Origin of the sequence: Nitratireductor soli, assembly GCF_001050155.1 — a bacterium.
Taxonomy (GTDB): domain Bacteria; phylum Pseudomonadota; class Alphaproteobacteria; order Rhizobiales; family Rhizobiaceae; genus Nitratireductor; species Nitratireductor soli.
Genome location: NZ_LFVY01000008.1, coordinates 24,963 through 40,029 on the forward strand (window position 1 = coordinate 24,963; position 15,067 = coordinate 40,029).

Sequence of the window (15,067 nt, forward strand, 5' to 3'; positions counted from 1 at the left end):
CCCTAATCGTGGTCAAACCTATGGTCGCGCCGATAACTGGACCATCCCGCAACAAGGAGTTGAACCATGCGAGATTCCGTCGGCGCTCCACCGCAAGAGCACAACCGCTTTGAATTTTCAGCGATCACCGATCGCCCCAAGCTGGAGTGGCCAGAAGGAGCGCGAGTGGCTTTGTGGGTTATCCCCAATGTCGAGCATTTTTTGTTCGATCGGCCATCAAGTTCCATCATTCAGTCGACAACCGGGTTTGTACCGGATGTCCTGAACTACGCATGGCGGGACTACGGCGTGCGCGTCGGGATCTGGCGCATGATGGAGATCATGGAGAGATATGGTGTGAAGGGCACCGTCGCACTCAACTCCGACGTTTGCGCTCACTATCCGAGCATCATCGAGGCCGGCAATTCACTCGACTGGGAGTGGATGGGACATGGCAGGAACAACTCCTCGGTGATAACCGGTATCCCCGAAATCGAGGAACGCAAGATCGTTCAGGAGGCTGTGTCGACGATCACTCAGGCGACGGGCATCGCACCTCGTGGCTGGCTCAGCCCCGCTCTCACGGAAACGCACCAGACGCCCGACATCCTCGCGGAGAATGGAATCCGCTACCTGGCGGACTGGACCAACGACGACCAGCCCTACGAGATGCGCGTGCGTTCCGGTACGATGCTTGCGATGCCTTATTCGGTGGAGATGAACGACTATACCGCGTTCCTTGAGCAAGGTTTGTCCGGTAAGGATTTCGGCGATGCGATCTGCGATCAGTTCGACCAGCTTTATGCCGATGGTGCCTCGACCGGGCGTGTCATGTCGCTTTGTCTCCATCCTTTCCTGATCGGACAGCCGCACCGCGCGAAACATTTTGCCCGGGCGCTCAAATACATAACGTCCCACGATGGCGTATGGCTGGCCAAGGGCGGTGAGATCGCCGACTGGTACTCAGCTTCGGTGCCGACACCTCAACGACCCTCCATATGAGGCTCCGGTCTTTGCACGAAAGGCCCCTTGCCGTGTTGCGGCAAGCCGGCGAGGCCGGCCTGGTTTGCTGACCCGGCCGGCTCAGTTTCGATGCGCTCCCTGAGGTTCCGGCGGCCAATCCGCGGAGGCTTCCGGGTCATGCCAAGGCAAGCAACCCGACCTATTCTGCGGGCACTGGCCGAGCTTGCGCGGCGGTATCCGCTTCAAGGGATGCCAGTTCCATGGCCTTCGGTACGGACAGCCATATGGCCAGCATGAAGCCGGCTGCGCCGCCGAGCAGCTTTCCGAGCATGAGTGGCAGGATCATGCTCGGCTGGAAGTTGGCCGAGAAGGCGAGATGGTCACCGAAGGTGAAGGCCGCGCAGACGGCGAATGCGATGGCCAGCACCTTGTCCTTCGGCTGCATCCTGCCGACCAGGCGGTACATGGCCAGTATGTTCGCGCTTGCAGCAAGAAGTCCTGCGGCGCCCTCTGGCGAGAGGCCGATGCGTGCGCCGATCACCTGCATCGGTCCGGCCAGATACTTGGTCAGGAGGTAGACCATGGGGAACGCGCCGGCGAGCATGATACCGATGTAGCCTGCGATTTCCAGGGCGCGGAACTGGTCCTGCTCGTCGGCAATGATGGGGTCGAAGCCCCAGGAGCCGAATACGGCACTGAAGAACCCGGTGAAATATTCGACGATCGAGGCGACCAGGACCAGGGTTATGCCGGCATACATGATGCGCCCGAACCAGAGGAACCCGTTGATCATCGCGTCCGGAGCGAAACGCAGGCCAAGCGCAATGGCGAGGCAGAAGACGATCAGCGGCAGGAGATTGCGCAGAATGTCGACCATGGTCAGGGCGATCTGATGGCTTGCCTCGGCGGTTGTCGAGATGTCGGGCCGGATATCAAGCCCGGTCAGGGCGATGAGCATGCAGGCGATGAAAACGCCGATCGGCACGCTGAGAATGCCCGACATGATGCCGAGCGCCATGTACTTGTGATCGGATTTGGCCAGCATCGCCAGGCCGACCGGAATGGAAAAGATGATGGTGGCGCCCGACATGAAGCCGACGACGGTCGCGATCATCCAGGCATCCCGCGATTGCGCGAGCGCGTCGGCCAACTGGTAGCCACCCATGTCGACGGCAATCACCGTGGTCGCCGCGATGGACGGATCGGCTCCGACCATCGCGAACAGCGGACCGACGGCGACGCGGATGAACTCGGACAGATAGGGGATTGCAGCCATGATGCCGGCCACGGGAATGAAGATCGGGCCGATGGCGTGCAGGCCCTCGATGAACTCCTTGCCGAGCCCGGTTTCCGGATTTCTGATCGAAGCGATGGCGCCGGCAACGGCGCATGCCATGATGACGTAGATGACGTAGGTACCGATTGAAGCCATTTTGCCTTCCCTCCCAGTGTGCGAAATGCGCCCCCGGCAACTTTACGACGCCGGTTGATCGATCAGCCCTTCACGCGGTCTCCCGGCGGATCGTAGAGCGGCGCGGTATGGACCGTGGCGGCGAAGCGTTCGTTCGCCACGATGAGTTCGTAGTCTCCCGACGACAGGAATGCGTCGTCGACACCGTGTTCGGCGCGCACATAGCCGTAACCGATCGGTTTTCCGACCGTATAGCCGTAGCCGCCACTGGTCAGGTAGCCGACCGGCACTCCGTTGCGCAGGATGGTTTCCCGTCCGAGCAGAACGACGTCGGGATCCGTCGTGGTGAAGCCCACCAGCCGTTTGGCCAGTGGCTTGCTTGCGGCGGCCGCACAGGCCTCGCGGCCGATGAACGGGGTATCCTTGCGCAGCTTCACCGCCCAGCCGAGGCCGGCCTCGAACGGATTGTCGTTGGGCGTCACGTCGGAGCCCCAGGCGCGGTAGCCCTTCTCCAGCCGCAGCGACTCGATGGCCCGATAGCCGACGGGGCGGATGCCGTGGGCCCGGCCCGCCTCCATCAGTGCATCGAAGACATCGCCCGTGCCGTCGATGGGCACATGCAGTTCCCAGCCGCGTTCGCCGACATAGGTCACGCGCATGGCGCGAACGGGGTGACCCGCAATCTCGATTTCCTGCACCCGACCGAAAGGGAAGGCGTCATTGCCGACGTCTGCCTGCGTCACGGCGGAAAGAACCGCGCGGGCGCGCGGCCCCATCAGCGATAGGGTGCCGTAATTTTCGGTCACGTCGACAAGACGGGCATTCGCGCCGCAGGGCAGATGCTCCTCGATCCAGGCGAAGTCATGGGTGCGAGAGCCGGTGCCGGTGACGATGTAGAACCGATCTTCCGCGAGGCGCGCAACGGTGAGGTCGCACTCGATGCCGCCGCGCGTGTTCAGGATCTGGGTGTAGGTCAAGCTGCCGGCAGGCTTGGCGACATGGTTGGCGCAGATCCATTCGAGAGCGTCAGCGGCGTCCGCGCCTGAGAGTTCGAACTTGGCGAAGGACGACTGGTCGAACACGCCGACCTTTTCGCGCACATGAGCGTGCTCATCGCCGACGGGGCCGAACCAGTTTTGCCGGCCCATGGAATAGACATCCTTGGCCTCCTCGCCGGCCGGCGCGAACCAGTTCGGCCGTTCCCAACCGAGCTTCGAGCCGAACACGGCGCGATGATGCTTGAGCCTCTCATAGAGCGGCGAGACGATGCGCGGCCGACCGGACTGGTACTCTTCGTGCGGGAAGGCCACCGTGTAGTGCTTGCCATAGGCTTCCAGCGTGCGTTCCTCGACCCATTTCCGATCCGCGTGAAGACCGGAGAAACGGCGCAGATCGACGACCCACAGATCCAGCGGCGCTTCGCCCTGCACCACCCATTCGGCCAGGACCCAGCCCGCGCCGCCGCCGGCGGCGATGCCGAAGGCGTTGAAACCGGCACCGACGAACATATTGGCGCATTCGAGCGCCCGCCCGAGAATGAAGTTGCCATCGGGCGTGAAGCTTTCCGAGCCGTTGATCATCTGCCTGACACCAGCCTCGCCAAGCGCCGGAACGCGCTCGATGGCTTGTGTCATGTGCTGCTCGAAATGATCGAAATCATCGTCGAAGAGCTGGAATTCCCACTGGTTCGGCACGTCGCCGCCCGGAAGGCCCGTGGCCCAGCTTTGCGGATTCGGCTCGTAACCGCCCATCACCAGGCCGCCGACCTCTTCCTTGAGATAGATGCGGCGGTCAGGATCGCGAACGGTGGGCGTGTCGCCCGACAGCCCATCGATCTTCTGCGTGACGATGTACTGGTGCTTGACCGGTTGCAGCGGCACCGAGACGCCGGCCATCGCGCCGATCTGACGGGCCCACTGGCCGCCGCAATTGACCACGCTTTCGCAGGCGATGCGGCCCTGTTCGGTTTCAACGGCCGTTATGCGGTCACCCTCCATTGCGAATCCCGTCACGCGCACGCCTTCGAACAGGCGCGCGCCGTTCATCCGGGCACCCCTGGCGAGCGACTGGGTGATGTCGGAAGGGCTCGCCTGACCGTCTGTGGGAAGCCAGGAAGCGCCGATCAGATCGGAGGTGTCCATGAGCGGCCACATCCGTTTGACCTCGTCCGGTCCGACAAGCTCCATTTCCATGCCGAAACTGCGCGCCGTCGTGGCAAGCCGGCGAAACTCCGTCCAACGATCTTCGTTGGTCGCCAGCCGCAGGCAGCCGGTCATCTTCCAGCCGGTTTCAAGGCCAGTTTCCTCATGCAGGGTCTTGTAGAGATCGACCGAGTATTTCAGCACCCGGGTGATCGAGGCCGACGAACGAAGCTGGCCGATGAGGCCGGCAGCGTGCCAGGTGGAACCTGAGGTAAGCTTGCCCTGTTCCAGAAGGACGACATCGGCCTTGTGATCCCGGGCGAGATGATAGGCTGTCGAGCAGCCGACAATGCCGCCTCCGATGACGACGATCTGGGCGTGCGAAGGCAGGGTCTGGGTCATCGGGAAGCGCGTCCGTATCGAGTGTAATAGGTGTTCAGCGCGGCTTCGAGCCGCTCGAGATTCTGTTGCGTGTAGGCGATGTAGTCGGTTCCGGGCGCATCGAGATAAATCTCCGAAACCATGCTCCACATGGCCTCGCGCAGGAGCGAAGCGCACTGCATGGCCGCCAGCGAGCGGCGCAGCGGCCGGTCCGGAGTGCGTCCGAAATAGAAGCCGAGCAGCGCTTCGGATTCCTCGTCCGAGAAGCTTGCATTGGAGGACAAGCCGGCCAGATCGAACATTGCCGTCGAGAAACCGGCATACTCGAAGTCGATCAGCCACAGCCGTTCGCCATCGTCGAGTAGATTGGCCGGAAGCAGGTCGTTATGGCCGAAGACGATTGGAAGCGGCGCCTGCGCTGCTTCGAGTTCCTCCGCCAGCGTCAGGTAGGCGGGCAGGTGCTCCGCCATGCGGCTCCCACCGGCGCTCAGGGTGCGGGCATAGTCGCGGATGACATGGAAAGGCCAGAACATGAAGCCGGGCCCCGAAATGTGGTGTGGCATCCGCTCGTGAAAGGTGCGAACGATCCGGGTGACCCGCTCGATGTTGGACCGCACGTCCGCTTCGCCATATGTTGTGGCATTGAGGTGCCTGCAGACCATGACGCCGGATTCGGCGTGCTCTACTGCTGGAGCCAGAGAAGCCAGTTCAGCCGCGCGCGCGGTCATCACCTCGCGGTCGCGCAAGACATGGTGAAAGGGGTAGTCCTTGCCGAAGCGGACGACATGCCCGCCAACATCGTCTGTAACCAGCCAGCTTTCATTGCTGATGCCGCCGATCAGCGGCTCGATTGCAATGGAACCCTTCCAGATGGGCAAAGCGGCAATCTGTTCGGAGCGCGGGGCGGTGATTTCCCGTGCGTCGGCCATGTTTCCTCCCGCAACCTTTGGCTGCTTGTTTTGTCGGAAGAATTGATGGGGCGATGTGGGAAGTCAATAGAAAAATGTGGGAATTTGACCGAATATGATGGTTTGTGGATCATAATCGGGCAAAAACAGTCATAAAGCGTTGGAAGCAGTCATTTCAGCAAGGACAGGAATACATGAACTATTCGCCCCGCTACGGTCAGATACTGGAGCTCCTGACACAGGAAGGCACCATGGGCGTGAATGATCTTGCCCAGCGTCTGAACGTTTCCGTGGAAACGGTTCGGCGTGACGTCAAGGCGTTGGCCAGCCATGGCGAGATCGTGCGGATGCATGGCGCGATCGCTTTGCCTTCGGTGGTGAGTGAAGCGCCGTTCGAGCGTCGAATGCGGGAAAACCGGCAATCGAAGGAGGCGATTGCCAAGCTCGCCGCATCGACCATTCGCGACGGGGAATCGGTGATGCTCGACACAGGCACCACCACCAGCCTTCTGGCCCGAGCATTGCTGGATCACCGGCAGCTGACCGTGGTAACCAACTCGTCGGACATCGCGCGCACGCTGGCGACGGTCAACGGGAACAAAGTCTACATGGCCGGCGGCGAATTGCGCAGCGACAGCGGCTCGGCGCTCGGATTTTCGGCGATCGAGTTCGTCGGCCGCTTCAGCGTCGACCATGCGATCATATCGGCCGGTGCTGTGAATGCAGCGACCGGGATCATGGACTATGATCTTGAAGAGGCCCAGTTCGGCCAAGCCGTCCTCACCCGGGGCCAGCGGCGCGTTGTCGTCACCGATGCTTCGAAATTCGGGCAGAAGGGGCTGGTGCGTGTCTGTTCCTTCGCCGAGATCGACGAGTTGATCGTCGACTGCATGCCGCCGGACGATCTGGCCGAGGCACTGCGCCGTGCCGATGTTGCGGTGACGATGGAGGTTTGATGAAGATGGGCACAGGGCGAACGCTGCTCAGCGCCTCACTCTGTCAAAAGTCCGCGTGACGCCGCGCGGTTCGGCCAATCCCTTCAGTCTCCCGGTGCGGCTGCCTTTCGGACGGCCGCCATCGGTCATGGTGGAGGGTTGCCAGCGGCCTACCTCGTCCCGGACTATTGAGTCAGGCCCTTGGGCGACGGCGACAGCGTATGGAGCCGGTATTCTCCCGGAGAGGCCCGGAAACGGGCGCGGAACTGCCGGTTGAAATAGGACAGGTCGTTGAAGCCCGCATCGAAGGCGATGGTCGAGATGCGCTCGCCGGCGATGGCCTCCTGACCCAGGAGCCGCTGGCGCGCATAGTCGAGCCGGGCGGCGATCAGGCATTCCGAAAGCGAGGAACCGTCCGCCTGGAAGCGACGCTGGAGGGCCCGCAGGCTGACGCCCATGGCCGCGGCCACGGCGGCCGGCGTGCAATCGGGATCGCGGAAGCGTTGCGTGATATAGGCGCGGGTCCTGGCGACAAGCAGGTCGCTGCTGGTCGCGGCGGTAGGCAGTTCGCCCTCTTCCAGGCTGCACAGATAGGCACCCATGAGATTGAAGAAGGCTTCGCTGACGAAATGCTGTTGCGGCAGGGCGCCCTCGGCCTCCAGGACGCGGTCGATCGTTGCACGCATCGCCTGGCCGATGGCCGATGCGCCGGGGATCGAGCAGCCTCCCAGCGCGCTGATGCCGAACCGGTGGGCAAAATCGGCACGGTTGAGATGCACCGAATATTGCACGCTGCCGCTGCCGCCATAGACGAAATGCGAGGGATAGGCTGAATCGATCATCATGAAGTCGCCGGGCGACAGGCGCACTTGTGCATCGCCCTGGCGCATCACGGAGTGGCCCGCCTTTTGCAGCACGAGGAAGAGGTGCTCGGCCGAATCCTGCCGGATGCAGCGCCAGTCGCGGTCGATCTCGGCGGCGCTGTTTTCGACGACCGCGACCGACAGCGCCTGCCGCCGGTTGAGCGTGATCATGCCGCGCATGTCCCGGCGACCCTGCGGCGGCAGAACCTGGAAATTCCCGCAAACGTCGCGCACGCCGGCCTGAAACGCATCCAGCGGCACGAGACCGTTCGCCTCATGTAACGGCATCGGCTTCCTCCCTGCCGTGTCGCCCTTACGACACCTCCCGAATGAGCAGATGAAGCAGCGTATTCAGCTTTTGGGGTTCGGGCAAGAAGCGCTGCCGGCTGGATCCTGCTGCTTGCTGGCCTCGATACAGTTTTCGATGAAAAGCGTAACGGCGCGGTTCTGGCTTGCGCGCTGCGCAACAATGCCGATCTCGCGGACGATCTCCTGTCCCGACAGGGGCAGGCAGCCCACTTTCTTCATTTCGCCGCGATGGGCTTCGGCATCCGGCACGATGGCGACGCCCATGCCTTCCGCCACCATGCGCAAAAGCGTGGGGATGTCGTCGATCTCGACCCAATCCATGACAGCGGTTCCGGTTCGCTCGAGCAGCCGGTCGACCAGGCGCCCGCCGAAAGACACGCGGTTGTAGCGCAGGAAGGGCCGCGTGCTGACTATGTCCTGCCATTTGTCGTCCTCCACGTCCGGCGGCACCGCCAGGACGAATTGCTCGCTCACCAGCCTGATCCATCTCAGGTGACGCGGAAGGCCGAAATCGGGGCGGACGATGATCGCCAGATCGAGCGCGCCCGTATCGACGCGGTCCAACAGTTCCAGCGACGTGCCGGGTGCAATGTGCACCTTGTGCCCGGGGCGGAAGCGATGAAAAGGCAGCAGCGCGCGCTTGGCGATTGTCGGCTGCGCGGAGGCGATGGCGCCGATGCGCAACAGGCCGTACGCCTCCTCCTGCGAAACGGGTGCGCCGAGATTGTCCGCCAGGGCGAGCATTTCTCGGGCGCGGCCAAGAACCTGCTGTCCCGCCTCGTTCAGCTCTGCCGATCGCCCCGTTCGGGCAAACAGCGCGAACCCCAGATGCTTTTCCAGGCGCCGCATATGGCCGCTCACCGCCGATTGCGTCAGGCCGATGCGGTCTCCGGCGGCGGCGAACGTGCCGTAGCGGGCGATGGCGACTAGGGTTCTGAGTTCCGAAATCATCTCATTCATCACGATTTGCGTGGCTAAACACGATAACATATCGTTTTTCGTGTGGTTCGAAAGCGGATATACCAGCCCCGTATTCTGTTTTGGAGACGCAAATGACCGAACAAGCCATCCGCCCGTTCCACCTGGCTTTCCCCGTCGACGACCTGGAAGCCGCCCGTGCCTTCTACAAGGGCCTGCTTGGGTGCGGCGAAGGCCGCAGCTCGCCCGACTGGGTCGATTTCGACTTTCACGGCCATCAGATCGTCGCGCATCTGGCGCCTGGCGAATGCGGCAAGGCGGCGACCAATGCGGTCGACGGGCATGGCGTGCCGGTCCGTCATTTCGGTCTGGTGATGGACATGGACGAATGGCGGCAGACGGCCGACCGGCTGACCAAGGCCGGCGTAAAATTCGTCATCGAACCCTATATCCGCTTCGAGGGGCAGCCGGGCGAGCAGGCGACCATGTTCTTCAACGACCCGGCGGGCAACGCCGTCGAATTGAAGGCGTTCAAGAACATGGACCAATTGTTCGCCAAGTAGCGGCGGCTGTCAGGCAGGTTGTTTTTCCGCATTTGTGCGGACGTCAGGTGAAACCACCTGACTGCAAAATGCTAAAGCGTCAGACTGCCGACGCTGGCCCCGCCGCAGACGAACAGCGTCTGGCCGGTGACGAAACCCGCCTTCGGGTCGGCGAAGAACATGAAGGCGTTGGTCACGTCCTCGACCACGCCCAGACGCCCGACCGGGATGCGGGTCGCCAGATCCGCCTCCTGCTCGCTGCCCTTGGGGATCACGCCCCAGAAATTGTCGGTCAGGATCGGCCCCGGCGCCACCACATTGACGGTGATCTGGTGCGGGGCGAGTTCCAGCGCCCAGGTGCGCGCCATGCCGATCATGCCGGCCTTCGAGGCGCCATAGGCCGTGCGGGTCTTGGCGCCCAGTGCCGCGCGCGAGCCGTTGAACAGCACGCGGCCGAACCGCCGTTCCTTCATCGACGGCAGGAAGGCCTGCAGCAGGGTCAAGGCCGAGCCCAGGTGAAGCTGCGCCAGGCCGGTAATGTCCTCGGGCTTGGCGTCCTCGATCAGATTCGGCCAGATCAGACCGGCATTCTGCACGAAATGCGTTACCCGATGGCCGGCAGCGATCTCCGTTGCAGCCTGTCTGACCGCATCCGCGTCGAGCAGATCGGCTTCGACGGAACTCAGCCGGTCGTGCGAAAACTCCGGCGCGCGTCTTGCCACCGAAATGACATGGTAACCTTCCGCCAGCATGCGCTGCGCCAGGTCCGCGCCGATGCCCTTGTTGCCGCCGGTGATGACGGCCGTCAGTTCCATGTCCGTCATTGTGCGTCCTTGCTCGGCACGAGAGCGATCACGCGCAGCGGACTGCCGGTGCCGTTCCTGATCTTCAGCGGGGTGGCGATCAGCATTGCGCCGGTCGGCGGCAGGCGATCGAGATTGTTGAGGCATTGCAGACCGTAGCGTCCAGCACCATGCAGGAAGAAATGCGCCGGATAAGGCGGCGTGTAGTGCGCGCCTTGGCCGGCGTCGGTGCCGACCGTCTCCGTGCCGAAGCCGCGAATACCGCGTCCGTCGACCAGCAGCTTCACCGTCTCGGGCGTCGGACCCGGCGAATGGGCGCCATCCTCCCGCATGTTGAGGTATTCCGCACCGCGCCGTTTCGACCAGTCGGTGCGCATCAGCACCCAGCTTTCCGCCGGGATGCGGCCATGTTCGGCCTCCCAGGCCTCGATGATCTGCGGCGTCAGCTCGAAATCCTCGTTCGCTTTGGCGCCTGCCGAGCAATCGATGACGCAGACCGGACCGATGAAGCGCTCGGCGGGTATCTCGTCGACGCTGCCATTGGGCACGTCGCGGCCGGAAATCCAGTGCGACGGGGCGTCGAAATGCGTTCCCGTGTGCTCGCAGCAGGTGAAATTGTGCCATTTCCACGCCGGACCGCGATGATCGTAGGCAGAGATCTCCTCCATGCGGAAGCGGGCGCACTGGCCGAATTCCGGCGGCAGGACGATGACCGGAAAATCCGGGTCGAGCGTGTGGGTGAGGTCGATCACCTCGACCGCGCCCGAGGCCAGCGCCAGCGCCAGGTCGCCGATGAGGGCGGCAGGTTTTTGTGCGTGGACGTTCATGCGCCGCCTCCGTCGTTTTCGCTCATTTCACGTTCGAGGATTTTCGGCCCGGCACGCCAGCGGTCGATCAGGTCCTGCGCCACGTCGCCGACGAAAACATCCTCCAGACCGTCCTTCAGCCCGGCGACGATCGCCCTTGCCAGCGCCGACGGCGCGACCTTGGGCGGCGGCAGGGGTTGGTGCCAGTCGTCATCGGTGGGGCCGGTATAAACGTTCATCACGCGAATGCCGCCCGGCCGCATCTCGGCGCGCAGGCATTGCGACAGCGAATAGGCGGCGGCGCTCGAGGCCGAGAAAGCGCCCAGCGCCGGCATGTTGGCATAGGCATAGACCGACAGGATGTTGACCCAGGCGGCAGCGCTGTTGCCCCCATCGGCGCCGCGGCCGAGCATCGCCGGGCCAAAAGCCTGCGCCAGGCGCATCAGGCCGAGATAATTGACCTCCATCTCGTCGCGGGCAAACACCGTGTCGCCGCGCGCCATGATGCCACCGGGGCGCATGAAGCGGGCATTGTTGACCAGAATGTCGGTCTTGCCGCCGATTTCCGCAGCAAGTTCGGTGACGGAAGATGTGTCCGTAACATCCAGCGGTACGAGCTGGACGCTGGGGACCGCTCTAAGCGCTTCGCGGTGCTTGTAGGGCCGCCAGCCCTCGGCCTCGCCGATGAAGATGATCGAGGCTTCGGCCTTGGCGAAAGCCTGCGCCAGAGCCAGGGCGTTTTCGCTGCGCCCGTCGGTGATCAGCACACGGCGGAATTTCGGGTTGGCGGTCAGTTCGCGCAGCTGCGGATCGTCTTCCATGTTCTGCGTCCTCTCGGCGGGCAGGGCGAACAGAACGCCCTGTCCCGACTTGTCGAGCCTGTTGATGATGTGAACCGGGCCATTCCGCGCCACGTCGCCATGCACATGGCAGATGACCGAGGGGCCGGCGTCGAGCCGGACCGTGCCGACACGCCAGGGTGTGCGCTCGCGGAAATAGGTGCTGGTGCTCGTGCGCACGGTCGTTTCGGCAATCAGCCGGCCGCCGGGCGCGATGTCCTTCCACGGCAGATCGACCGAAAGGCAGTTGCTGCAGGCGTCGCGCGGCGGATATTGCACGGCGCCGCATTCGGCGCAGACCTGCAGCATGAAGCGGCCCTCGGCGGCTGCAGCCGTCAGGCCGAGCGCGGCGCGGCTTCTGGCGCCGGCAGGCAGCGTCTGTATGCGGGTGCGCTGCTGCGGGTCTTTCTTCGGCGGTGGGACGATCGGTGAGGTCATGCCGCCGCTCCCGAGATGATGGCGGCGTTCGAACAGACGCCGCGGTCGAAATTGATGACACCGAAGCCGGAAACGAGCGCAGTCCCGGCATTCGCCACCTGCGTCGGGCCCGCCGTGCCGGTGACCTGCCTGATCGCCTCGACCAGGCCGATGAAGCCGCCGGCAGCACCCGCCTGGCCGGCCGAAAGCTGGCCGCCGGACGTGTTGTGCGGAAAGTCGCCGCCGATCGTCAAATCATGCGCGCGGACGAAAGCCGGGCCTTCGCCCTTGGCGCAAAAGCCCAGATCCTCGATCTGCATCATCGAGATGACGGGATAGTCGTCATAGGTCTGCAGCAGGTCGATGTCGTCGGGCCTGGCGTCGGCCATGGCATAGAGTTCGTCGACATCCATCGCCCAGCCGCCGCGCATCTGGATCGGATCGTCGGGAAAGGCGTTGTGGCGCTCGATGGTGGAGCGGATATGGGCATGAGGCAGGCCGGCGGCGCGGGCATCCTCCTCGCGCATGACCAGAAATGCCTCCGCGCCGCCCACCGGCATGACGCAGTCGAACAGCGCGATGGGATCGGAGATCATGCGCGCGCCGAGATATTGTTCCAGCGTCAGCGGGGTCTTCATCACCGCGTGCGGGTTCTTCAGGGCGTTGTCGCGCTGGGCGACGCAGATGCGGCCGAAATCCTCTCGGGTCGCGCCATAGGTTGTCATGTAGTGGTCGGTCAACAGCGCGAAGCAGGCGTTGGGGCCGCCGGCGCCATAGGGATAGGAGGCGTCCTGCGCGAAGCGGCTGAAGCTCGACAGCATGCGGCGGAAACTGTCCACCTGGTTGGTGTCGCCGGAAACGCAGGCCACCACGTCGGCATCGCCCGCCTGCACGGCGCGGGCGGCGCGGCGCAGTGCGGCCACGCCGCTCGCCCCGCCCATGGGGATGTGGTCGAGCCAGCGCGGCGTGAGGCCCAGATGCTGGGTGAGGCCGACCGCCGTGTCGGGAAACAGCGAGAAGCTGGCGACGGAAAATCCGTCGACATCGCGCGGGGAGAGACCCGCCGCCTGCAGCGACTGCCGCAGCGCGCGGGCGATCCACCAATGGGCGGTCTCCTTCGAAAAGCGCTGATAGGGAACGGTGGCCGGCGCTGCGAGCACGACGCCGTCATAGCTCTTGCGGGCAATGGAGCGTCCCGCCACTAGGCTGCCCGCCTTTTCTTCATGGCGCGGGTGTCGGTGGTGGCGGGATCATCGAGCAGCCTTGTCACCAGGGTCTTCAATTCGCTGCGCTGGATTTTTTGCGTCGAGGTCAGCGGCAGGGCATCGACGAAGGCGATGTAGCCCGGCACCTTGTAGTAGGCGACGCGCTCCAGGCACCATTCGGCGATGGCGCGGGCGCGCGCCTCGCCGCGCTCGCCATCGACCACCAGGCAGGCGAACACCTCGTCGCCGCGCAGCTCGTCGGGCGCGGCGGCCACAGCGGCGGCCCTGATCTCGGGATGCTGCATGAGGAAGGATTCCACCTCCACCGCGGCGATGTTCTCGCCGGAGCGGCGGATGACGTTCTTCTTGCGGTCGACAAAGAAGAAATCGCCATCGGCGTCGCGCATGACGATGTCGCCCGTGTGGAACCAGCCGCCTTCCCAGGCCTCGGCGGTCGCCTCGGGGTTGGCGTAGTATTCGGAAAAGAAGCCGAAGCGGGGATCCTCGCCCGCATGCCGCACCAGAAGTTCGCCGGGCTCTCCCGGGCCAGCCTCGCGGCCGTCATCGGTGACGACGCGCGCTTCGATGTCCGGTCCCGGCTGGCCGAGGCAATTGGTGCCGCGCTTGCGCGGTTCACGGTTGGCGACGATCACGGCGCCGGCGCCGGTCTCGGTCATCGCCCAGCCCTCGACCAGCGGAATGCCGAAGCGTTCCTCGAAGGGGCCGTGCAGCTTGGCGTCGATGCCTGCGCCGAAGCCGAAGCGCACCGCGTGGGCGCGGTCGTCGGGCGAGGGGGCGGCTTTCATCAGCATGGACGGCATGACGCCGAGATAATGCAGGCAGGTGGCGCGGCTGTCACGCACGCTCTGCCACCAGCTGCGCGGGTGGAAGCGGTCGAGCGCCGTCAGGCAGCCGCCGACCGTCACCATCGCCATCAGCGAATAGGCCATGGCGTTCATGTGGAAGATCGGCAGCGGCGTGATCATCCGCTCGCCATCCTCGTTCATCGCGCAGATGCCGCCGGAGCGCGCATACCAGCCGCCCGAATGCAGGAAATAGAGGTTCGACAGCACGCAGCCCTTCGGCTTGCCGGTGGTGCCTGAGGTGTAGAGCATCGCCGCTTCGCGGGTCAGCGCGTCGCCGGCCGGAACCTCGCTGTCGGCAAGGCGCGGATCGAGCGCCGGCGGGGCGGCGTCGGGCACGATCACCGGGAAGCCGACGCCGGAGGCTTCCGCCGCCCGTTCCAGGTCGGCGACGCGCGATGCGATGGCGACCGCCAGGACCGGGCGCGAATGGCCGGCCATGTATTCGAGTTCCGCCGATTGCAGGTCGGGATTGACCGGCACGACCGAGAGGCCGAGCGCGTTGAGCGCGAACCAGTGCAGGAAGAAGGCGGGGCGGTTCTCCATCAGCAGCATGACGCGCATGCCTGTCCGATACCCCGCCTGCCGGTAGGCATCGCGCAGCCGTTCGATATCCTCGAGTGCGGCGCCATAGAGGATCTCGCCGGCGGGAATGCCGTAGATGTCGGCGGTTTCCTGCATCACGTTGAGGAACGGGCGCTGCGGCCAGTTTCGGGCGGAGGCCTCGAATGCGGCGAAAACCGTGTCGAAGGGCGGGGTCTGCGATGTCATGCGGGCCGCCGTT

The 15,067-nt window shown here is 64.3% G+C and carries 13 protein-coding genes; 3 read left to right on the top strand and 10 right to left on the bottom strand.

Annotation, left to right across the window (positions count from 1 at the left end; all coding sequences use genetic code 11):
* The first annotated feature begins 66 nt into the window (after positions 1–66).
* The gene (locus AB843_RS11185; RefSeq protein WP_048646939.1) at positions 67–981 is read left to right on the top strand and encodes a polysaccharide deacetylase family protein; all 915 of its coding nucleotides are present in this window, start codon (positions 67–69) and stop codon (positions 979–981) included.
* 160 nt (positions 982–1,141) lie between these two features.
* Here the strand turns inward: AB843_RS11185 and eutH are convergent, their stop codons facing one another.
* The 3 genes from eutH to AB843_RS11200 all read right to left on the bottom strand — a co-directional run bounded on the left by eutH (position 1,142) and on the right by AB843_RS11200 (position 5,804).
* Positions 1,142–2,374 (bottom strand): ethanolamine utilization protein EutH, encoded by a 1,233-nt coding sequence (gene eutH / locus AB843_RS11190; protein WP_048646940.1) that lies wholly within the window; start codon positions 2,372–2,374, stop codon positions 1,142–1,144.
* Between the two features lie 62 nt (positions 2,375–2,436).
* Positions 2,437–4,896, bottom strand: coding sequence for a GcvT family protein (locus AB843_RS11195; protein ID WP_048646941.1), 2,460 nt, complete (start codon positions 4,894–4,896; stop codon positions 2,437–2,439).
* Positions 4,893–5,804, bottom strand: coding sequence for a phosphotransferase family protein (locus tag AB843_RS11200; protein ID WP_048646942.1), 912 nt, complete (start codon positions 5,802–5,804; stop codon positions 4,893–4,895). The genes AB843_RS11195 and AB843_RS11200 overlap by 4 nt, the downstream gene beginning before the upstream one ends.
* 173 nt (positions 5,805–5,977) lie before the next feature.
* Between AB843_RS11200 and AB843_RS11205 the strand changes: the two genes are divergently transcribed.
* On the top strand, positions 5,978–6,739 hold the full coding sequence (locus AB843_RS11205; protein ID WP_048646943.1) for a DeoR/GlpR family DNA-binding transcription regulator: 762 nt from the start codon (positions 5,978–5,980) through the stop codon (positions 6,737–6,739).
* A gap of 164 nt (positions 6,740–6,903) precedes the next feature.
* Here AB843_RS11205 and AB843_RS11210 read toward each other — a convergent pair whose 3' ends face one another.
* The gene (locus AB843_RS11210; RefSeq protein WP_048646944.1) at positions 6,904–7,869 is read right to left on the bottom strand and encodes a helix-turn-helix domain-containing protein; all 966 of its coding nucleotides are present in this window, start codon (positions 7,867–7,869) and stop codon (positions 6,904–6,906) included.
* Between the two features lie 63 nt (positions 7,870–7,932).
* The gene (locus tag AB843_RS11215; RefSeq protein WP_244467955.1) at positions 7,933–8,850 is read right to left on the bottom strand and encodes a LysR substrate-binding domain-containing protein; all 918 of its coding nucleotides are present in this window, start codon (positions 8,848–8,850) and stop codon (positions 7,933–7,935) included.
* A 92-nt stretch (positions 8,851–8,942) separates the two neighbouring features.
* Between AB843_RS11215 and AB843_RS11220 the strand changes: the two genes are divergently transcribed.
* Complete coding sequence (locus AB843_RS11220) at positions 8,943–9,371, top strand: VOC family protein (RefSeq protein WP_048646945.1); 429 nt, start codon at positions 8,943–8,945, stop codon at positions 9,369–9,371.
* Between the two features lie 71 nt (positions 9,372–9,442).
* Here the strand turns inward: AB843_RS11220 and AB843_RS11225 are convergent, their stop codons facing one another.
* Genes AB843_RS11225 through AB843_RS11245 form a run of 5 tightly spaced genes read right to left on the bottom strand, consistent with a single transcriptional unit; the run spans position 9,443 to position 15,054 of the window.
* Positions 9,443–10,174, bottom strand: coding sequence for an SDR family NAD(P)-dependent oxidoreductase (locus AB843_RS11225; RefSeq protein ID WP_048646946.1), 732 nt, complete (start codon positions 10,172–10,174; stop codon positions 9,443–9,445).
* Positions 10,171–10,980, bottom strand: a complete 810-nt coding sequence (locus AB843_RS11230; RefSeq protein WP_048646947.1) for a cyclase family protein — start codon at positions 10,978–10,980, stop codon at positions 10,171–10,173. The genes AB843_RS11225 and AB843_RS11230 overlap by 4 nt, the downstream gene beginning before the upstream one ends.
* On the bottom strand, positions 10,977–12,236 hold the full coding sequence (locus AB843_RS11235) for an SDR family NAD(P)-dependent oxidoreductase (protein WP_048646948.1): 1,260 nt from the start codon (positions 12,234–12,236) through the stop codon (positions 10,977–10,979). The genes AB843_RS11230 and AB843_RS11235 overlap by 4 nt, the downstream gene beginning before the upstream one ends.
* Complete coding sequence (locus tag AB843_RS11240) at positions 12,233–13,417, bottom strand: thiolase family protein (protein ID WP_048646949.1); 1,185 nt, start codon at positions 13,415–13,417, stop codon at positions 12,233–12,235. Before AB843_RS11240 ends, AB843_RS11235 begins: the two co-directional genes overlap by 4 nt.
* Positions 13,417–15,054: an AMP-binding protein gene (locus AB843_RS11245; RefSeq protein WP_048646950.1), complete on the bottom strand. Its 1,638-nt coding sequence runs from the start codon at positions 15,052–15,054 to the stop codon at positions 13,417–13,419. Before AB843_RS11245 ends, AB843_RS11240 begins: the two co-directional genes overlap by 1 nt.
* Between the last annotated feature and the right edge of the window lie 13 nt (positions 15,055–15,067).

Bases quoted from the DNA above. Each gene is read 5' to 3' on its own strand.
- AB843_RS11195 (WP_048646941.1), bottom strand. From the start codon at position 4,896: ATGACCCAGACCCTGCCTTCGCACGCCCAGATCGTCGTCATCGGAGGC.
- AB843_RS11205 (WP_048646943.1), top strand. From the start codon at position 5,978: ATGAACTATTCGCCCCGCTACGGTCAGATACTGGAGCTCCTGACACAG.
- AB843_RS11210 (WP_048646944.1), bottom strand. From the start codon at position 7,869: ATGCCGTTACATGAGGCGAACGGTCTCGTGCCGCTGGATGCGTTTCAG.
- AB843_RS11185 (WP_048646939.1), top strand. From the start codon at position 67: ATGCGAGATTCCGTCGGCGCTCCACCGCAAGAGCACAACCGCTTTGAA.
- AB843_RS11230 (WP_048646947.1), bottom strand. From the start codon at position 10,980: ATGAACGTCCACGCACAAAAACCTGCCGCCCTCATCGGCGACCTGGCG.
- AB843_RS11235 (WP_048646948.1), bottom strand. From the start codon at position 12,236: ATGACCTCACCGATCGTCCCACCGCCGAAGAAAGACCCGCAGCAGCGC.
- AB843_RS11225 (WP_048646946.1), bottom strand. From the start codon at position 10,174: ATGACGGACATGGAACTGACGGCCGTCATCACCGGCGGCAACAAGGGC.
- eutH (WP_048646940.1), bottom strand. From the start codon at position 2,374: ATGGCTTCAATCGGTACCTACGTCATCTACGTCATCATGGCATGCGCC.
- AB843_RS11245 (WP_048646950.1), bottom strand. From the start codon at position 15,054: ATGACATCGCAGACCCCGCCCTTCGACACGGTTTTCGCCGCATTCGAG.
- AB843_RS11200 (WP_048646942.1), bottom strand. From the start codon at position 5,804: ATGGCCGACGCACGGGAAATCACCGCCCCGCGCTCCGAACAGATTGCC.
- AB843_RS11215 (WP_244467955.1), bottom strand. From the start codon at position 8,850: ATGAATGAGATGATTTCGGAACTCAGAACCCTAGTCGCCATCGCCCGC.
- AB843_RS11220 (WP_048646945.1), top strand. From the start codon at position 8,943: ATGACCGAACAAGCCATCCGCCCGTTCCACCTGGCTTTCCCCGTCGAC.